Genomic DNA, 19,030 nt, shown 5'->3' with positions numbered 1-19,030 from the left:
TGACGTAGCAAAATCACCAACTGTTCAGTAAAACTTGGATACTAATTTATGCCTCAAGCACCATTAACGATTATTGTCGGCTCAAATAACCCCGTAAAAATCAATGCCGCCAAAGTGGCCATCAGTCAGTATTTTCCTGATCGTAAAATCAATTGCAGCGGCATGCATGCGCCCTCGTTAGTGGCCGATCAACCCATGACAGATGCAGAAACCAAATTAGGGGCCATTAATCGTGCCCAGTTTTGCCAGTCGCAATACCAATCAAATGCCCAAGAGGCTGACTTTTTTATCGCGATGGAAGGCGGTGTTGATAATTTTGACCATGGCCCTGCGACATTTGCTTATATGGCCATCATTCATAAGCAACAACTATCAGTTGGTCGCAGCGCGCTACTGCCATTACCCACTCAAGTTTACCAAGCGCTAGAGCAAGGTGAAGAGCTGGGCCATGTTATGGATAAACTCTTTAATACCCACAACATTAAGCAAAAAGGCGGCGCAATTGGATTACTCACTCACGGCTTAGCAACCCGCGAAAGCATTTACACCCAAGCGATTATTTTAGCGATGGCGCCTTTTATGAATGCTGAATTTTTCAACAATTAGTTTGCCCATAGGAATAAGTTACTTTGTTTTATGGATAAAGATTGCTAACTTCGAAGTAACTCGTTTCCATAGGAGAATTAAATGGAATATCAACGCATAGCGCATTCTAGCCTTGATGTTAGCAAGATTTGTCTTGGTACCATGACATGGGGCGAACAAAATACCCAAGCCCAAGCTTTTGCACAAATGGATTACGCCATTGGTCGTGGAATTAACTTTATTGATACCGCTGAAATGTATCCTGTGCCACCCAGTGCTGACACCCAAGGTGAAACTGAGCGCATTATTGGTCACTACCTTAAACAAAGAGGTAATCGCGATAATTTAGTCATTGCATCAAAAGTGTCAGCTGCAGGCCCTAAAAGTGATTTTGTTAGACCAAACATGGCCTTAGATTGGGTCAACATCCACCAAGCGGTTGATGCATCACTAGAGCGACTACAAGTCGATACCATTGATTTATATCAGCTGCACTGGCCTGATAGACACTGTAATTACTTCGGTGAGCTACTTTACGACCAACTGGATGATGAACATCAAACCCCTATTTTAGAAACCTTAGAAGCATTAGCTGAAGTCATCCGCCAAGGAAAAGTGCGCTATATCGGCGTGTCCAATGAAACCCCTTGGGGCTTAATGCAATACCTTCGATTAGCTGAAAAGCATGGCTTACCCCGCATCGTCAGTGTGCAAAATCCTTATAGTTTGCTTAATCGCAGCTTTGAGGTGGGCATGTCTGAAATCAGCCACCGTGAAGAATTGCCTTTGCTGGCCTACTCGCCTTTAGCTTTTGGCGCATTAACAGGTAAATATGAAAATAATCAGTGGCCTGAAAACGCCAGATTAACGTTATTTAAGCGCTTTGCCCGCTATAACAGCACAGCAATGGCAATTGAAGCTACTCAAGCTTATGTGGATTTAGCCCGTGAGTTTGGTTTGTCGCCAACCCAAATGGCCTTAGCCTTTGTTAATTCAAGACGCTTTGTCGCTTCAAACATTATTGGCGCTACCAATCTTGAACAGTTAAAAGAAAATATCGATAGCCTTGATGTTAGTTTGTCCGCAGAGCTTATTGGCCGCATCAACGAGCTGTCTAACCTTTATCGCTTGCCTTGCCCATAACAAGTGTGAATAACAGGGGTTAATAAGACCTTTTGCCAATCAGCATATTGATGCTTGCAATAAGCGCTACAATCTATGAAGATCGTAGCGCTTTTCTTATGCTGAAGCGATAACTTCAGCGATTCATCATTAACTTAACGAGCTTTCAATGACAGTGCCTGTGGATACCGTTTTAATTAATAATGCCTTTGATCACCAAGCTATTCGATCTCAGTTTCCAATATTGGATCAACAGCTAGATGATAATCCATTGTGTTATTTAGATACGGCAGCCACCAGCCAAAAGCCTGTTAGTGTCATTGAGGCAATGACTCAGTATTATCAGCATGATAACGCTAATGTGCATCGCGCCGCCCATCAGTTATCAGCCAGAGCCACAGCCAACTATGAACACGTTCGTCATCAAGTTAAGCAATTTATTAATGCTAGCCAAACTGAAGAAGTTATTTTCACTCACGGCACCACTGAATCGATCAACATGGTCGCTGCAGGCTTAAGCAAACAGCTTAAAGCTAATGATATTATTTTAGTTGATAGCGCCGCCCATCACGCCAACTTAGTACCATGGCAACAATTGGCCAAAAATACCGGCGCTGTGGTTAAACCCATTCCACTGAATGAGCATTTATCCATTGATATCAATGCCTATTCAGCACTGCTTAGTTTAAAACCTAAGCTTGTGGCCATAAGCCATGTGACCAATGCGCTGGGGTCGGTAAATGATGTCAGCCAATTAGTTGAGCTTGCCCAGCAAGTAGGTGCACTCACTCTTGTTGATGGCGCTCAGGCCATCGCCCATATCGATGTCGATGTACAACAAATTAACTGCGACTTTTATGTGTTTTCAGGCCATAAAATGTATGGCCCCACTGGCGTTGGGATCTTATACGGCCGTTATGCCGAGCTCGATAAGCTTGAACCGCTGCTAACAGGCGGCGAAATGATAAAGTCGGTGAGTTTTGAAGCTACCACCTTTGGGGAACTGCCCAATAAATTAGAAGCGGGCACCCCAGCGATTTCAGCGGTTATCGGTTTAGGCGCAGCAATTAGTTTTATCAATGGACTGCCAAAAGCTGAGTTACTGGCCCATGAGCAAAGCTTACTGAACTATTTGCAAAATGAACTCAGAAACTTAGGCGATATAACCCTTATTGGTGCAACGCCGCATAATATTGGCGTGGTTGCGTTTAACTTGGCACAAGAGCATCATCAAGATGTTGGGATACTACTTGATCAACAAGGCATAGCCGTTCGTTGTGGCCACCACTGCGCCATGCCATTAATGCAGCAGTTAAACATTAAAGGTTGTTGCCGAGCATCCATTGGCCTCTATACTAATAAGCAAGACATTGACCTGTTTATCGCGGCGCTGGGTAATGTTAAAGATCTACTGTTATAGCCTGATGTTTTAGCCAGCTTTTTAACCTTAGCTTTATAGCTGCAAATACTCTCCACCACCTGATAGTAAATTGAGAAAATGACTAACCAATTACCACAACCCCAAGAGCACTGTTTTAAACCGCTAGATAATAAGGTCGCACAAGCCGTCAGCGCGATTGAGTCAGCAAGCAACTGGCAAGATAAATACCGTCAAATCATGCTGGTTGGTAAAGCCCTACCGACACTTGATGATGCCTTTAAGCTAGAGTCAGCCCAAGTAAAAGGCTGCGAAAGCCAAGCGTGGCTTTACCATAAAGCGATTGATGGCAAACATTTTTTTTGTGCCGACAGTGATTCACGTATAGTTAAGGGTCTAATTGCTATACTGTTATATGCAACTCATACAAAAACCAGTGCCGCCATTAGTGCATTTGACTTAACTGAGTATTTTGAACAATTAGGACTTAGCGGCCAATTAAGCCCCTCTCGTACCAATGGGCTTACCGCACTCGCCAATGCTATTAAGCAATACGCCGCAAACTAATCAATAATGATTACGAGCGTTAAAAGGAATAACAATGTCTGAAAGCGCTTGTAACCAAAACAGAAGAACCCTACTTAAAGGGATCGCTGCAACCAGCTTACTTTGCCCGCTGTATAGCACTTCTGTGTTTGCCGCCTCCAAAAAGCGCCTCTATATTGATGGTTTATCATTTCTGCCCGAAAACCTAGCAGATGTTCGCGAATCAAAACTTGATGCTTACATCTGTGATATCTCCGCTATCGAAACTATTACACAGCCCGATGGCACCACCAATTACAAACGCACCTACCAAGCCTGTATTGAAAGTATAAAACAAGCTAAAAAAGTGGTCGATGATAACCCTTCAGTTTTATTACAAGGGCTAACAGGCAACGACATTGCCAAAGCCCGAAATGAGCAGCGCACCGCGGTGTACTTTCAAATCCAAGGCGCTGACTGTGTTGAAGCCGATGCCGATAACGCTAACAGTGGCGATAAGCCTTGGCCACAACTAGACCAATTTCACAAACATGGTTTACGGGTGCTGCAATTAACCCACCACTACGGCAACCGCTTTGCCGGTGGCGCATTAGACAATGATGGCTTTCAAAGCCTCAATAAGCCACTGACCGCTGATGGTAAGGCATTAATCGCCGAGCTTAATCGTCACAATATTCTTATCGATGTCAGTCACTCAAGTCCGCAAACCGCACTGGATACCGCTAAAGTCTCCACTAAACCCATAGTGCAAAGCCATGGCGCTGTGCGCTCCATCGTCAATAATGCTCGCTGCTCACCCGATGAAGTGATCCGCGCTATTGCCGACACTGGCGGTGTGTTTGGTATTTTCATGATGAGCTTTTGGCTCACCAATAAGCCTGTGCCGACCATTGATGATTATATTCGCCAACTTGATAGGGTCGCTAGACTGGGCGGCATGGATGTAGTAGCCATTGCCAATGATTTCCCACTGCGGGGACAAGAAAACTTACTGGCGTTAAATAACAATAACGCTGAAGGAGTTAAACAATACCTGGGTTGGTGGCAAAGTCTTGCTGATAAAAATGTATTAGGCTTTGACCATACCCCTGAGCATGTGGTTATCCCAGAACTTAACCATATCGACAGAATGAGTCGCATTGACGATGCACTGGCCAAAGCACGTTATAAGTCGAGCGATAGAGATCGTTTCCTCGGTGGCAACTGGCAAAGAGTGCTTAAACAAGTGTTGGTTTAAATTACATCAGATTTAAGTTGTTGGTTTGCTTTCTGTATTTCCAAACTCCGTTTGGATTAACGTTGTGGCGCTTCGTTCATACCTGATTTATTTTTTTAAATATTTCCAAACTCCGTTTGGATTAACGTCGTGGCGCTTCGCCCACACCAGATTTAGGCTGTTGGTTTCCTTTCTGTATTTCCAAACTCCGTTTGGATTAACATCGTGGGTTTTCCACCCACACCCGACCAAAAGGGTATCAACAGCAATACCCTCTTGGATCACCCTGCCGCCCCTAACGAAAAATGCTGAAAAGCGCATAGTTTTCGATGGGGATCGATCCAGCTTTTAACTTCGTTTGTAGACTGCTTCGGTCTTATTCGAAAATGCTAACGCTTCCGATGGTGCATCCCTGCACCGCGAAAGCTATGCTCACATCCATGTGAGCATCACGCTATTTTCTTCAACGTCCTCAATTCAAATTGAGTCTTTTGGATTTTTAGCTTTATATCTTTTTAATCTTTTTAATCTTTTACTTGGCACTAATACAGTCAAATCGAAGAAGCAATAATCCCAGTGTAGATGCAGCAGCGAACTTCTGACTGCCAAGGATGGCGGGAATGTCATTATTTGTCGGGAACAAATATGACCAAAACATGGCGAAGTTTCACAGTGTGAAACGCTCTGAGCGAGAGGCATGGATGCCGAACTGGCCGTTTAACATGGATGTTATTTGTTTTCGCAAAGCCCACATGGATGCGTTTGCGGCGTGTCTTGGATATATCAAAATCAATGTTAGCTTTGTGTGATAAAAACAACGACAGAATTGCATATTATAGAAATTAATTATGCAGAAAATAGAATTTAAAAACGTCAACAGTAAAAATACAAAAAACTTAGTTCTTATTGTATTTCTGGCGAGTAGTTCACAATTACCCCTGTTATAAAAGTTATTATTAATAATAAAAACTCTTCTTCATTAAAATATATAATAGTTAAGCATATACTAATTAATGAATATATAAATTGACCTGTAATATAACTTTAGAATAAATATGACTTCAATCTCAAACCCGAATAATAAAAGTAGTAGTAAAGTTTACATCCCTTCATGACAATGTAATCTATAAATCTAATTTTTAGATTACTACATTATGAAAAAAATAATTTTTAACATTTCTATCTTTCTATTTACTTATATCATTATAAATTCAGTTGCATCTGCCCAGGATATGAAAAGCCTTCGGGGAGAGACTATGGGTAATAAATATAAAGTTACTTGGTTAGAAACTAAAATATCTGCAAAAAGAATGGCTGATATTAGAAGTCAAATAGAACAACGTCTAGATGATGTGAATCAATCAATGTCAACTTGGCGTAAAGACTCTGAAATCAATAAAATAAACAACTCACCTAAAGCTACACCCATACGCATTAGTTATGACATGAATCACGTCATAACTAATGCTATTCATGTTGCTCAACTCACTAATAATGCACTGGATATCACAGTTGGGCCTTTAGTTAATTTATGGGGGTTTGGCCCTGATGGCCAAGTCACTGACTTACCATCAGAACAAGCAATCGAAGCAGCCATAAAATCCACCGGAATTAGCAATATAACCCTTAAGAATCAGTATCTCACAAAAAACGCGGCCAATCTAAAAATTGACCTTTCAGCTATAGCAAAAGGTTACGGTGTCGATGTCGTAGCTGACGTATTGGAACGCAATGATATTCATGACTATCTAGTTGATATTGGCGGGGAGTTAAGAATTAAGGGATTAAATGCTAGCCAACAGGCTTGGAAGGTGGGAGTTGATAAACCCTTTGCTTATTCAACAGGACAAATGGAAATTATCACCCCTGGGGACTCCGCCGTCGCGACATCGGGGAACTACCGTAAATATTTCGAAAAAAATGGCCACTACTACTCGCATTTAATTGACCCTAGAACAGGAAAACCCGTATCTCATACCGTTGTTTCAGTCACGGTAATTGAAAAAAATTCTATGACAGCTGATGCATTGGCTACCGCCTTTATGGTGCTCACTGTTGAGGAATCATTGGCTGTTGCCAATGAACACAATATCCCAATCATGATCATTGAGGATAAGTTTGGAGAGTTGATTACTCACCATTCAGAAAGCTTTAAAAAATATATTAAAGAATAGTTTTAAACTATTAACAGGAAAAATGATGAAGAATAAATTTAAACTAAGTGTATTATGTATTGCTGTATTAGGTATGACTGCCTGTAGTGATGATGATAAAGATACATCTGGGCTTGAAAGCCAAATAAAACAGCTTGAACAACAAAATGCTGAATTAAACTCTCAAAATACAGAATTAAGTTCAAAAAATGAATCATTAGCAGAAGACAATGCTAATTTAACAACTAAAACTGAAGAACTTCAGGATAAAGCAGTAGGCTACATTTCTACTTTCAACCAACAATGCGCTGAAGAAGGCGTTATGTTTGATTATCTTGACCCTAATGCACCAGCAGAAGAAGCACCACAAATGTCAGCATTTGCAAGCGCCATGGCAGCTGATGATTGCATGAGCTGCCATAGCTATGATGCAAATGATCCTTCAAATGTCCCTCATGGCGATTACGGCGTTTGTAGCACCTGTCACGAAGGTCACAATGAAACACCACCTGTTGATCCGGGTAATCCACAGGATCCAACGTTCCCACAACCTGAACCAGACGACAGTCTCGTTGATGGAAAAACTGGGGCATCGGGTTCTTTCTACTACGGCAGCTCTTCATTCCTAAACGCTGACTATTTAGCACAAAGACTCAATGGTAGTATTTACAACTACGAGTGGGTAGAAGCCACAGAAAGTGGTGAAAATACCGCTAAGACATTGAAAACAGCTTGTGGTTTAGAAAATCGTGAATTTATTAAAGACATGTACCCTAACGACGGTAAAGAGTACAAACTAAACGGCTTTAATAACCAAATGGGTTCTAAATTAATTTCCACTGTTAGTAAATTTACTGATGAAGAAACAACTGAAGAAGTTGAATTGCCTAATGTTGCTATTTTCGGCTACGGCATGAAACTAGAAGATAATGGTAACTATTACGCCTCGATGAATATTGGTAAGAATAACACTTGTTATAATGCAGTTATGCATGGTGACGTTCGATTGGCATATTACGAATACTCACCAATGCTATCAAGTAAGCCTGATCGTAATATGGGTGCTCGAATTTTAGGTACTATTGATTACGAGCGTACAGCACTAAAAGGATTTGACTGGGTTACTGAAGTTCCAGGACTTGGTGCTGGAGAAGACTTTACTCCATCGGATGTTGACTGGACAAACGTTGGTTCTTGTTCATTAGTGATTAAAGTTGAAGGTATTATTCCTCTAGGATAATTCACACATTGCGATATAAAAAAGCTGAAACCTAGGTTTCAGCTTTTTTTATTTTTGAAAACTTACTTTTAGTAGCTCATTTTTAGTTAGCTTGTTTATCTTTAATTAACGCCAAGCCTTTCAAACTAAACACTAGCCACCAAAGTCATCTAGCAAGATATTTTCTTCTTCAACACCTAAGCTTTCTAGCATGCTGATCACAGAGGAGTTCATGATTGGAGGGCCACACATGTAGAACTCACAATCTTCTGGCGCTTTGTGATTCTTAAGATAGTTTTCCAATAATACCGTATGAATAAAGCCGGTATAGCCGGTCCAGTTATCTTCAGCTAAAGGCTCTGACAAAGCTACATGCCATTCAAAGTTGTCATTTTCAGCGGCTAAGGTATCAAAATCATCTTGATAAAAAATCTCTCGCGCTGAACGCGCTCCATACCAAAATGACATTTTACGTTTTGTTTGCTTACTCTTAAGTTGATCAAAAATATGCGAACGCATCGGCGCCATACCTGCGCCACCACCAACAAACACCATTTCAGCGTCTGTTTCTTTGACAAAAAACTCACCGAAGGGCCCTGAAATAGTCACCTTATCGCCAGTCTTTAGATTAAAGATATATGACGACATTTGCCCTGGTGGTAAATCATTGCTTGGCGGCGTAGCAATACGCACATTCAGCATGATGGTGCCTTTTTCATCAGGGTAGTTCGCCATTGAATAAGCACGTAATACATCTTCATCAACGGTTGAAACTAGGCTAAATAAGTCGTACTTATCCCAGTCATCACGATATTGCTCAGGAATATCAAAATCAGCGTATTTCACCTCATGGGCAGGGGCTTCAATTTGAATATAACCACCGGCTTTGAAATGAACATCCTCCCCTTCAGGGACTTTCAGCAGCAGCTCTTTAATAAAGGTCGCTTGGTTGTCATTAGAAACTACCTCACATTGCCACTTTTTAACCCCAAAGATCTCTTCATCCACTTCTAGTTCCATGTCGGTTCGCACCGCAACCTGACACGCTAACCGGCAGCCTTCTTTGGCTTCTTTTTTGGTGATGTGGTCAAGCTCTGTGGCTAAGATATCACCGCCACCTGATTTCACTGTGACCCGACATTGGCCACAGGTGCCGCCACCGCCACAGGCCGATGGAATAAAAATACTGTTGCTCGCCAGTGCGCCAAGCAGTTTATCACCAGCAGGTGTGCACACACTTTTGTCTGCATCACCATTAATGCCGATGGTGACATCACCCGTACCCACCAATTTGCTTTTGGCGAATAAAATTATCATTACCAGCAAACTTACCACTATGGTAAACATGCCTATGCCAATTGCCATTTCCATTAAATGCACCTTCTCAACAGTTGCTGATAACAAGCAGTCTCATGGGTCAGTTTTACCAAAACCACTGATTCAAGCATGAGTGAGTCATCTATAAGCGAATTCAAATTTGTTTGCATTTTCACGCCTTACAAAGTGATGCCAGCAAATGACATAAAACCTAATGCCATTAAACCTGTAGTAATAAAGGTAATGCCAATTCCTTGCAGCCCTAGTGGGATAGCATGAAATTTCATCCGTTCACGCAGCCCGGCGAGTAAGACAATGGCCATCGCCCAGCCCACAGCACTACCTGCTGCAAACACCACAGATTCGCCTAAGTTATAATCACGGTTGGCCATGAAAATAACCCCAGCAAAAATGGCACAGTTCACCGTTAGTAGCGGTAAGAAAATACCTAAAGATTGATACAGAGTTGGAATGTATCTTTCTAAAAACATCTCCAAAATCTGCACTAAAGCGGCAATCACCCCAATAAAGGTAATTAACTGTAAGTAGCTTAAGTTAAGCTCAGGGAAGCCTGCCCATGCCAGTGCACCTGGCGCAAGGATATTCACGTAAATCAGCTGATTTACCGGTACGGCTAATACCATCACCACAATCACTGCAATGCCCAAACCAAATGAGGTTGAGACCTTTTTAGACACCGCGAGGAAGGTACACATGCCTAAGAAAAAAGACAGTGCCATGTTGTCGATAAAGGCCGCTTGAATAAATAAATTAATATAGTGTTCCATTGCCATTATCCTCTCTTACGCTGCACAACATTGATCGCCCAAATCATCACGCCGATCAAAAAGAATGCGCTTGGTGGCAAGGTGAACATTTCATTGGCAAGATACCAACCACCGTTTTCGATAGTGGTAAATATCTCTTTGCCAAATAAGGTTCCGCGTCCTAGTAGCTCACGCACAAAGGCGACACTTAATAAAATCACCCCGTAGCCCATGGCATTACCTAGCGCATCAACAAATGCCAAATGCGGTGGGTATTTCATCGCAAAGGCTTCTGCGCGGCCCATGATGATACAGTTGGTAATAATCAAACTGACAAATACAGATAACTGCTTTGAAAGCTCATAAGCCACGTCCTGCAACACCATGTCAACGATAATTACCAAAGAGGCAATCACGGTCATTTGCGCAATAATACGCACGCTGCTAGGGATAAAATTGCGAATGCTCGAAATGATCACATTGGAGCACACTAAAACAAAGGTCACCGCCAGTGTCATTACCAATGCGGTTTGCATTGAATTACTCACAGCCAGTGCAGAGCAGACCCCTAGCACTTGCATCGCCACTGGGTTATTGGCAAAAATCGGTGAGGTCAGAATTTGTTTAGTTGAGATAGTCGTACTCATTATTTCGCCTCCGTAGTGGCAAACTGGTTAAGAAAGGTTTGATAACCTTCTACACCAAACCAAAATTCAACCGCACGTTGAATGCCCATGCCCGTTCGGGTTGCGCCACTAACGCCATCAACACCGTGAATATCGCCAGCTTTAGCACCGCCTTTGATAACCTTGATGGAAATTTTGCCTTTATCATCAAATAGCTGCTTACCTTTCCATAAGTCAGTCCACTGGGGATCTGTTACAAAATCAGCAATACCAGGGGTTTCACCGTGTTCGTAGAAAATAATATTCTCAACGGTATTTAAATCAGGCTTAAGGGCTAAATAACCATAAATCATCGACCACAGTCCTTTACCATAAATGGGCATCACCACACTGGATAATTGACCATTAGCGTCAAAGACTTCAAATACGCGGATATTATCCGCACGGCTTTTAATTTTGGCGGTATCTTTTTTAGGTTTTGATGATGTATCTGGGTTTATCGCTGCCATACGCTCATCAAAATCAAGTAGATTGTCATGATCAACAAACTCACCCGACTCTAGATTGACCATTTTAGGGCTTACTCTTTGTTCAAATAATTCCCTAAAATCGCCGCTGCTGATATCAATATTGGCGGCCCGTAATACAAACTGCTGCACTTCATCACGCTTTTTAACCAGCTTACGTTCTTTTAAAATTTCAGCGGTACCGGTGATCATAAACGAACAGACCAAACTCAGGCTGATGATAAAAATCATCGTGCCAGCTATGCTATCTTTCTTAAAGGCCATGGCGTTTTAGTCTCCGTTTAATGTTGGCACGAGCCACCAGATAATCGAATAATGGCGCCCATAGATTTGCGAACAATATCGCCAACATGATCCCTTCAGGCAATTTCACATTCAACACTCGAATGAGTATGCTCATAAAGCCAATTAACGCGCCATAGGCGTATCGACCACTGCGGGTATATGAGGCGGTCACAGGATCGGTTGCCATAAACATCATCCCCAGTGCAAAACCACCGGTAACTAAATGCCATGTCCACGGCATAGAAGCCATAGAGCTTTTCGCAGGTCCAACTAAGTTAAACAATATTGCTGTAGCGATCATGCCGAACATAACCCCTGCAACCACTCGCCAATCTGCCACTCGAGTTAGCAGCAATACACCGCCGCCAATCAAAATAGCTAAGGTGCTGGTTTCACCAATAGAGCCTGGAGTGAAGCCTAAAAATGCATCCATCCATGCAGGATCTGATAAGGCGCTAATCCAGCTAACATCGGCAAACATATTCGCGCGACTGGCTGCAGCTTGGGTTAAGGTGGTGGCACCTGAAAAACCATCAGCAGCAACAAATTGGCTTAAGGCTGCGACTTCTGTGGGGTAGGCAAAATAGATAAAGGCATAACCGGCTAACGCAGGGTTTAAAAAGTTATAACCCATGCCGCCAAACATTTCTTTGGCTACGATAACCCCAAAGGTCACTCCTACAGCAATAATCCATAAGGGTGTCGATACCGGCACTATGATAGAAAACAGTAATGCTGTAATAAAGAAGCCTTCATGTAATTCTTGGCGCCGCACTTTGGCAAAAACCACTTCCCACACTAAACAGACAAACAAGGTCATTAGGTAAATTGGCACATAATAACTCGCACCATAAGCCATTAAGCTGACAAAACCTGATTGTTCGGTTAACTGGCCAAACAGCATTGAAAACAAGCCAGCCTGCCAAGCCTCAGGTTGAGTTGCCCCAGCCATGATGGCAATTTGCGCTTGTAAGCCTAGGTTGTACATCCCAAAAAATATGGCGGGCAGTAAACACATACCCACAATATGCATGGTACGTTTTACATCAATGGCATCACGAACATGCACTTTACCTTTGGTACTGCGGCCACGAGCAATCCACAAGGATCGCAAGTAACTTTTCATCGAGTCGCCATGAGCATAATAGCGATCTTGATGATCCGGTTTCTTTTGTTGCTGACTCATTAACCTTCCCTCTCGATGATATCTAGGCAAGCACGTAACTCTTTACCAAAGTCATACTTTCCGGGACAAACAAAGGTACAAAGTGCTAAATCTTCTTCGTCTAATTCTAAAGCGCCTAATAGCTGTGCTTCATCGGTATCTCGCACCACCAGATCTCTCACCAACAAGGTCGGTAAAATATCCAAAGGCATAACGCGGGCAAGCTGACCAAAAGCCATCATCGCACGAGGAGAGCCACCTGCATGGGTGGTAAAATCAAACAGTTTTTTAGTACGGCTAAAACCTGACATCATGATACCTGTCAGTGAGAACTTTTCTTTATTACGGCGCACCCAAGGTAATAACTCGTGACGGGCGTTTTCAGTTAGTACACAAACTTGATTATGATAACGACCTAAATAGTTATAAACCCCAACGGCGGTATGGCCACAAAGTACGGAGCCCGATACCACCCGTGAGTGAATATCTTCAATTTCATTTTCGACTAGCTCACCCAAGTCTGCCCCTAATTGGGTCCGCAGTAACCTTGGTTTTAACACATTGGGTCCAGCAAATGACACCACTCGCTCATTAAATAGCTCACCGGTTTGAAACAGCTTGCCAACGGCAATCACATCTTGATAGCCAATATGCCAAACTACCCGCTCAACACTTACTGGATGCAGCAGATGGATATGAGTACCCACCAGCCCAGCGGGATGAACGCCGCCAAATTGATATGACTCAACTTGAGCTAAATCATGGCCGGGTAACGCCTCACCTTGATCATGACACAGCATCACTTTACCATCGGTTAACCGGGTTAGTGCCTGCATTCCCACAGCAAATGCTTGTGGCTGCTCAGCGATAATCACGCGAGGATCGGCCGCTAACGGATTACTGTCCATGGCGGTCACAAAGATTGCTGATGGCCTAGTATCTAACGCGGGAATTTTTGAGAAAGGGCGGGTTCTTAATGCCGTCCATAACCCACTGTTAACCAGATTGGTTTGCACCGCTTCGCGGGATAATGCCAAAACATCATCGCTAGTAGCAAAACTCACGGCTTCATCGCCTTCGCAACGGATCACCACTGATAATAGCACCCGTTTTTCGCCCCTGTTTATGGCAATCACTTCGCCACTCGCAGGGGCAGTAAAGGTCACTCCGGCAATCTTTTTATCTTGAAAAAGCGCTTGGCCTTTTTTAACGATATCACCTTCTTCAACCAACATAGTCGGCTTTAAACCAACATACTCTTCGCCTAATATGGCAACTCTGGTTGGCTTTGCTGTGACGTCGATTATTTGTTGCGGCTCACCCGCGATAGGCACATCGAGGCCCCGTTTAATTGTTATAACCTGATTTGAGGATCCAGCCATTACTTGTAACCTTTAAAATTCAGATACCACATAATAAATAGATTTGTGATCTAAATCCGCTATTGAGGTCACACCTTTTAAATAAATTGTGAAATAAATGTACTAATAACACCTAAATTCGACCAAAAACTTGAACCAAGACCGATATTCAATTTCAAAACAGGAACTAAAGCACAAAAAACAGCATCTAAAACGCTACCCAATGCTGAACTACCCCATGCATCACAATTTAACATAGACACAGTTCACATTAATCTCAATAAAAGCTGTATAAGAATTACAGAAATCAAAATTTGCTAGGTAAGCACTGAGATAATAATTAAGTTTGAAGCAATAAGAATGACAAATATGGGATAAGTATGAAATGAACATGTTAATGGCAAGCCTGAGCAGCTAAAAACAAAAAATGGCCAAGACTGTCGTCTTCGCCATTTAAATTCATGCGGTCAAAATTATCGGTAAATATAGCTTAAGATCAAATCCGCTAAATACCCACTTGAGACTGAATTGGTGCAGCTGAGTACTCTTGAGGATTAAACCAATTGAGGCTGTCTGCCAATGACACCACCTCACCGATAATCATCAATGCTGGCATTTGCAAAGCAGGATCTGCAGCCAGCTGCGATAACTCACTTAACTTACCTATAAAGCGCTGTTGAGATGCGGTCGTCGCCTTAGAAACAATAGCCACAGGCGTATCACCATCACGGCCACTACTCATTAATCCATCACGGATAATCTCTGCGTTCAAAATGCCCATATAAACCACTAAGGTATTATTTGGATTTGCATAACCTTGCCAGTCCATCGGCCGACTTTGTAATTGGCAATGACCAGTAATAAACGTCACTCCTTGAGCAAAATCTCGGTGGGTTAATGGAATGCCAGCATAAGCAGCTGTGCCACTAGCAGCAGTAATACCGGGGACAACCTCAAAAGCAACCCCTGTTTCTGCTAAGGTTTGCAGCTCCTCACCGCCACGACCAAAAATAAACGGATCACCACCTTTAAGGCGTACCACGTTTTTGCGAGTGTAAGCTTTTGTCACCAGTACCTGATTTATTTCATCTTGCCCAGCACTATGCTTGCCAGCACGTTTACCCACAGCAATTTTTTCAGCGCTTTGTGGGATTAAATCTAAGATGTCTTGGCTAACGAGGGCATCGTACAGGACAGCATCGGCTTGCTTTAACACCCGATAAGCTTTGAGGGTGAGCAGCTCAACATCTCCAGGCCCTGCACCGACTATCCAGACTTTCCCTTTGGCCCCTTGACCCGGTATCGAAACCAATTCCATTTTTCAAAACCCCACAATGTTTACTTAGCATCAAATATAGCCCTTTATATATTCCATATATAATAGATAATACTTAGCTTTTATTCCATTTAGTTATATGAGACCTATTAAGTGGCATTTAAAAACCTTGGTAAACTAGCTGCACAGTTACCATACAAAGCCCAAGCTCAAATCATCAGTACTTTTCATTTTTAACCATAGTGTTAGTCTAGAAAAATATAATTAAAGGGAGCTTTTAATGAAACCAACATGGATCCGATTATGGTTTAGCGCAGCCATTGGTTTAGGAGTAAGCCAAGTGGCTTTAGCTGAAGACTCACTCGTTGATGAAAGAGTAAAAGACGAGCTTAAAACTTCAGAGGAGCGCTTTGTCATTACCCCCCATAAAGTTAATTACATTTTGCCATACACCTATAATGACAACCCTAACACTGACCCATATACAAACTTTACAACCAATGACGACAATGAAGAAGTCATCGATAACGCTGAGGCTAAGTTTCAGATAAGCTTTAAATTCCCGCTGTGGTATAACGTTTTTGGCGACAATGGCCACCTCTATTTCGCCTATACCAACCAGTCTTACTGGCAAGTCTATAATAAAGAAATTTCCTCCCCTTTTAGAGAAACTAATCATGAACCGGAAATGTTCATGCTATTCAATAATGACTGGCAAGTGGCAGGGTTAACAAATTCGTTTTGGGGTGTAGGGGCTGTGCATCAATCTAATGGTCAATCTGGTTCACTTTCACGCAGTTGGAATCGAATTTACGGCACCATGGTATTTGATAGAGGCCCTTTTGCATTAGGTCTAGAGGCGTGGTGGCGGATCCCTGAAGATGAAAAAGCAACACCCAGCTCGCCTGAGGGTGATGACAACCCCGATATTGAAGACTATATGGGCAACTTTGAGTTAACAGCCGTCTATGGCCTTGATGAGCATATGTTTACCTTAATGGGGCGCAATAATTTACAACACCCAAATAAAGGCTCCATTGAGTTTACTTGGAGCTATCCGATATTAGGCAATTTACGCTTATATACCCAGTACTTTAATGGCTATGGCGAAAGTATGATTGACTATAATCATCATAATCAGCGCATTGGGATCGGGGTTTCGATTGGTGATATTCTTTAAAATAGGCCATCACAAACAATAAAAACAACCATAAAAACAACAATAAAAAAGGTGAAGCTGCAGTTATATACAGTTCACCTTTTTTGTTTTCAATACCCGACTAGCTTGTTAGCAACTTAGTAAGCTTTACTATCACCGCGAGTAGAGATTGAAATACCTTTATCGGTAATATCCAAGTTGACCTGCATGCGCATGTCATAATCTTTGAGCATTTCTAGTTCTTCTGGCACTTGCTCACCGCTTTCTTCAATGAGTGAAAATACCGGTTTCAGCACTTTTTGATAATCAATCGACATATTCGCTAAGCCATTGGCGACCAGTGGTTCTTTTGCCAGTTTATTAGCTAAGTCTTCACCTTTATCGCCACTGTAAATAACAATGTGTTGATCTTTAATGGCCATTTGAGCGCTTACCCCCATTGAAGGTGGCAGCATTAGCAATGAAGACACATCGATGGGATCACCATTAGTCTCCAGTTGAACTTGGGCTAACTGAGGCACAAATGGCTTAATCATGTTTAATAGCATTTCTGGGTTTTCAGCCGATAAGCTAATCAGTGCATCTAGGTGCTTAAAGCCAGGCTCACCATTTTCGTCAGTTAACGAAAAGTCGACTATGGTGGCACTCATGCCCTTAACCCCATTGGCCATGCCTGTCATCATGCCAAGCATTGCCGGATTTTGGCCGCTGATTTCATATTGCATTTGCGCTAGTGCTTCACACTGATAACTGGGCGTTTGTAAATCTTGCCAAATTTCAGTTAATGCTGGTGCTAATTGCGCCGCATCAAGCCCCAGTGCTATGGACATGGCATTGTCAGTTAGGCTATTAGTGAAACTAGGAATAAAACCACGCATTTTATTAAATGCACCTAATATCACTTGGTTGTTAGATTCAACCACCATTTGGGCATCAAACTGCGCTTGTTTACGGCTAACATTAAATGCTTTTAAGCCCATAACCGTGCGCGGCCAATTTGCAGCGATAGCATCAAGCTCTGTTTGACACTCAGCCGTTTTAAACTCTGCAAAAGGATCACTGCCAGTGCCATCTAACTCGCCTAATTTAGATAACTGTTTAGCCAGCATATTGCCATCAGTTGAGGTTAATCCTTTCACTAATTCCACATGGTTTATAAAGCTTATACTGTCGTTTAAAAAACCATGAGTCTTAATGATATCTTCAACAATGCCACTGTCACTAATTGGATTATCAACTTTGGATAATCCCAGCGCCGTTGCTAATAATTCTGGTTTATTGAAGGAGGTATTTAAGGTTACTGTTAACCAGCCATCTTGCTGGGCAACAACTAAATCAATCGATTCATCGTCATCAATAAGTGAATAAGCACGATACTCAAGGCCTTCAATGGTTGCCGTGGTGTGGGCTAAACCGCTTTCTTCTGACGCTTTGTCCAATACTTTCCAAATAGCCTGTTCATCAGTGACTTGCACCTTAAAAACAGGCAACGCCCCTAGCGTGTAGGTATATGACTCAATCTTGGCAGGCAAACCAAAGGTTGTTAAAAACAGTTCAGGGTCTTCAAGGCTAGTTAAATAACTTTTATATAAACTGACAAAAAATCCCTCTTGGGCACTTGAATATGGGCCAGCCTGCTCAATTTGCTCTAGTTGGGCAGCACCGTTTTGCCCCATAGGCATTGAATACAAATAATCTTCTAACGGAAACGGGGTGAGTTGCCCTGAAAAAAGTAAGGTATCTGCTGGGATATACGCGAGCATGTCGTTATCAGTTGTGGTGACACCATCGTTGTTCGATAGCATGTATGCGCCTGCACCAGCAGCGGCAATGGCAACTGCGATAGCCAGTTTTTTCATTTATTTGTGCTCCATAATTCACATGTAAGTAATAACAAGTCACTCTTCCTTGAGAGTAAATGCTTAGTTAATGCCGATAACTCAATTTGATCAAGCATAGCGATAACTTAGCACACTTTTAATTTGCAAATAAAATAATGCCTCGATAAAAGTGGCTTGGGGTTTGATAAGCAATAACCGAGTTAAGCAATTGTTTATAAGGTTTAAAAGTCTAATAAAAGGTTAAGCAGGTGCCAAAAAGATAGGATAAATAAACCATGAAGATAGCGATATCGATGAAAGGTTGGTTTCTCGGCTAGCCAATGATGGCTAACCGAGACAACCAAAAGATTATGCTTACGCTAGCAAGCCAATCACTACACACTCGTTTTACGAGCGAGGCTTTGGAGGTACGTGGCGTGCAAAAACATGCCTAAAGTGTCGACAAAACCATCTACGGGAACTTCTAAATTTAGACTATAGAATTAAC

General features: G+C 42.3%; 16 protein-coding genes. 8 read left to right on the top strand and 8 right to left on the bottom strand.

All coding sequences use genetic code 11. The features are described 5' to 3' along the window. The first annotated feature begins 48 nt into the window (after window positions 1-48). From yjjX to AB4160_RS02090, 7 genes are all read left to right on the top strand, one after another. Window positions 49-606 carry an inosine/xanthosine triphosphatase gene (yjjX, locus tag AB4160_RS02120; RefSeq protein WP_102476923.1) on the top strand — a complete coding sequence of 186 codons (558 nt, stop codon included), beginning with the start codon at window positions 49-51 and terminating at the stop codon, window positions 604-606. Window positions 607-687: 81 nt separating this feature from the next. Further along, window positions 688-1,728, top strand: coding sequence for an NADP(H)-dependent aldo-keto reductase (locus AB4160_RS02115; RefSeq protein WP_102439721.1), 1,041 nt, complete (start codon window positions 688-690; stop codon window positions 1,726-1,728). A 148-nt stretch (window positions 1,729-1,876) separates the two neighbouring features. Next, window positions 1,877-3,127 (top strand): cysteine desulfurase, encoded by a 1,251-nt coding sequence (locus AB4160_RS02110; RefSeq protein ID WP_102439722.1) that lies wholly within the window; start codon window positions 1,877-1,879, stop codon window positions 3,125-3,127. Window positions 3,128-3,205: 78 nt separating this feature from the next. Further along, window positions 3,206-3,652: a SufE family protein gene (locus AB4160_RS02105; RefSeq protein WP_102439723.1), complete on the top strand. Its 447-nt coding sequence runs from the start codon at window positions 3,206-3,208 to the stop codon at window positions 3,650-3,652. Window positions 3,653-3,686: 34 nt separating this feature from the next. Next, window positions 3,687-4,868: a membrane dipeptidase gene (locus AB4160_RS02100; RefSeq protein WP_372003459.1), complete on the top strand. Its 1,182-nt coding sequence runs from the start codon at window positions 3,687-3,689 to the stop codon at window positions 4,866-4,868. A 1,133-nt stretch (window positions 4,869-6,001) separates the two neighbouring features. Beyond that, entirely contained in the window at window positions 6,002-7,021 is a 1,020-nt protein-coding gene (locus AB4160_RS02095) for an FAD:protein FMN transferase (RefSeq protein WP_303501749.1), read from the top strand. A 22-nt stretch (window positions 7,022-7,043) separates the two neighbouring features. After that, entirely contained in the window at window positions 7,044-8,240 is a 1,197-nt protein-coding gene (locus AB4160_RS02090; protein ID WP_372003456.1) for a hypothetical protein, read from the top strand. A gap of 132 nt (window positions 8,241-8,372) precedes the next feature. Here AB4160_RS02090 and nqrF read toward each other — a convergent pair whose 3' ends face one another. The 7 genes from nqrF to cobA all read right to left on the bottom strand — a co-directional run bounded on the left by nqrF (window position 8,373) and on the right by cobA (window position 15,585). Further along, a complete protein-coding gene (gene nqrF, locus AB4160_RS02085) occupies window positions 8,373-9,590 on the bottom strand; it encodes an NADH:ubiquinone reductase (Na(+)-transporting) subunit F (RefSeq protein ID WP_102438461.1) in 1,218 nt (405 codons plus the stop codon). 125 nt (window positions 9,591-9,715) lie between these two features. Next, window positions 9,716-10,324: an NADH:ubiquinone reductase (Na(+)-transporting) subunit E gene (nqrE, locus tag AB4160_RS02080; RefSeq protein ID WP_076540866.1), complete on the bottom strand. Its 609-nt coding sequence runs from the start codon at window positions 10,322-10,324 to the stop codon at window positions 9,716-9,718. Between the two features lie 5 nt (window positions 10,325-10,329). Continuing rightward, on the bottom strand, window positions 10,330-10,950 hold the full coding sequence (locus tag AB4160_RS02075; RefSeq protein WP_076540771.1) for an NADH:ubiquinone reductase (Na(+)-transporting) subunit D: 621 nt from the start codon (window positions 10,948-10,950) through the stop codon (window positions 10,330-10,332). Then, complete coding sequence (locus AB4160_RS02070; RefSeq protein WP_102438459.1) at window positions 10,950-11,720, bottom strand: Na(+)-translocating NADH-quinone reductase subunit C; 771 nt, start codon at window positions 11,718-11,720, stop codon at window positions 10,950-10,952. The genes AB4160_RS02075 and AB4160_RS02070 overlap by 1 nt, the downstream gene beginning before the upstream one ends. After that, window positions 11,710-12,927 (bottom strand): NADH:ubiquinone reductase (Na(+)-transporting) subunit B, encoded by a 1,218-nt coding sequence (locus tag AB4160_RS02065; protein WP_372003454.1) that lies wholly within the window; start codon window positions 12,925-12,927, stop codon window positions 11,710-11,712. Before AB4160_RS02065 ends, AB4160_RS02070 begins: the two co-directional genes overlap by 11 nt. Further along, entirely contained in the window at window positions 12,927-14,288 is a 1,362-nt protein-coding gene (locus tag AB4160_RS02060; RefSeq protein ID WP_102438455.1) for a Na(+)-translocating NADH-quinone reductase subunit A, read from the bottom strand. Before AB4160_RS02060 ends, AB4160_RS02065 begins: the two co-directional genes overlap by 1 nt. A 484-nt stretch (window positions 14,289-14,772) precedes the next feature. Then, window positions 14,773-15,585, bottom strand: a complete 813-nt coding sequence (cobA, locus tag AB4160_RS02055; RefSeq protein WP_372003452.1) for a uroporphyrinogen-III C-methyltransferase — start codon at window positions 15,583-15,585, stop codon at window positions 14,773-14,775. 238 nt (window positions 15,586-15,823) lie between these two features. On the opposite strand from cobA, the gene AB4160_RS02050 reads away from it, so the two are divergent. Continuing rightward, complete coding sequence (locus tag AB4160_RS02050) at window positions 15,824-16,723, top strand: phospholipase A (protein ID WP_372003450.1); 900 nt, start codon at window positions 15,824-15,826, stop codon at window positions 16,721-16,723. A gap of 116 nt (window positions 16,724-16,839) precedes the next feature. Here AB4160_RS02050 and AB4160_RS02045 read toward each other — a convergent pair whose 3' ends face one another. After that, window positions 16,840-18,561 carry a hypothetical protein gene (locus AB4160_RS02045; protein WP_102438449.1) on the bottom strand — a complete coding sequence of 574 codons (1,722 nt, stop codon included), beginning with the start codon at window positions 18,559-18,561 and terminating at the stop codon, window positions 16,840-16,842. Window positions 18,562-19,030: the final 469 nt, after the last annotated feature.

Source organism: Shewanella sp. 10N.286.51.B8 (genome assembly GCF_041469325.1).
Taxonomy (GTDB): Bacteria; Pseudomonadota; Gammaproteobacteria; order Enterobacterales; family Shewanellaceae; genus Shewanella.
Note: the sequence above shows the minus strand (reverse complement) of the source record. Positions and strands in the feature narration are given on the sequence as shown.

Bases quoted from the DNA above. Each gene is read 5' to 3' on its own strand.
- yjjX (WP_102476923.1), top strand. From the start codon at position 49: ATGCCTCAAGCACCATTAACGATTATTGTCGGCTCAAATAACCCCGTA.
- AB4160_RS02115 (WP_102439721.1), top strand. From the start codon at position 688: ATGGAATATCAACGCATAGCGCATTCTAGCCTTGATGTTAGCAAGATT.
- AB4160_RS02110 (WP_102439722.1), top strand. From the start codon at position 1,877: ATGACAGTGCCTGTGGATACCGTTTTAATTAATAATGCCTTTGATCAC.
- AB4160_RS02105 (WP_102439723.1), top strand. From the start codon at position 3,206: ATGACTAACCAATTACCACAACCCCAAGAGCACTGTTTTAAACCGCTA.
- AB4160_RS02100 (WP_372003459.1), top strand. From the start codon at position 3,687: ATGTCTGAAAGCGCTTGTAACCAAAACAGAAGAACCCTACTTAAAGGG.
- AB4160_RS02095 (WP_303501749.1), top strand. From the start codon at position 6,002: ATGAAAAAAATAATTTTTAACATTTCTATCTTTCTATTTACTTATATC.
- AB4160_RS02090 (WP_372003456.1), top strand. From the start codon at position 7,044: ATGATGAAGAATAAATTTAAACTAAGTGTATTATGTATTGCTGTATTA.
- nqrF (WP_102438461.1), bottom strand. From the start codon at position 9,590: ATGGAAATGGCAATTGGCATAGGCATGTTTACCATAGTGGTAAGTTTG.
- nqrE (WP_076540866.1), bottom strand. From the start codon at position 10,324: ATGGAACACTATATTAATTTATTTATTCAAGCGGCCTTTATCGACAAC.
- AB4160_RS02075 (WP_076540771.1), bottom strand. From the start codon at position 10,950: ATGAGTACGACTATCTCAACTAAACAAATTCTGACCTCACCGATTTTT.
- AB4160_RS02070 (WP_102438459.1), bottom strand. From the start codon at position 11,720: ATGGCCTTTAAGAAAGATAGCATAGCTGGCACGATGATTTTTATCATC.
- AB4160_RS02065 (WP_372003454.1), bottom strand. From the start codon at position 12,927: ATGAGTCAGCAACAAAAGAAACCGGATCATCAAGATCGCTATTATGCT.
- AB4160_RS02060 (WP_102438455.1), bottom strand. From the start codon at position 14,288: ATGGCTGGATCCTCAAATCAGGTTATAACAATTAAACGGGGCCTCGAT.
- cobA (WP_372003452.1), bottom strand. From the start codon at position 15,585: ATGGAATTGGTTTCGATACCGGGTCAAGGGGCCAAAGGGAAAGTCTGG.
- AB4160_RS02050 (WP_372003450.1), top strand. From the start codon at position 15,824: ATGAAACCAACATGGATCCGATTATGGTTTAGCGCAGCCATTGGTTTA.
- AB4160_RS02045 (WP_102438449.1), bottom strand. From the start codon at position 18,561: ATGAAAAAACTGGCTATCGCAGTTGCCATTGCCGCTGCTGGTGCAGGC.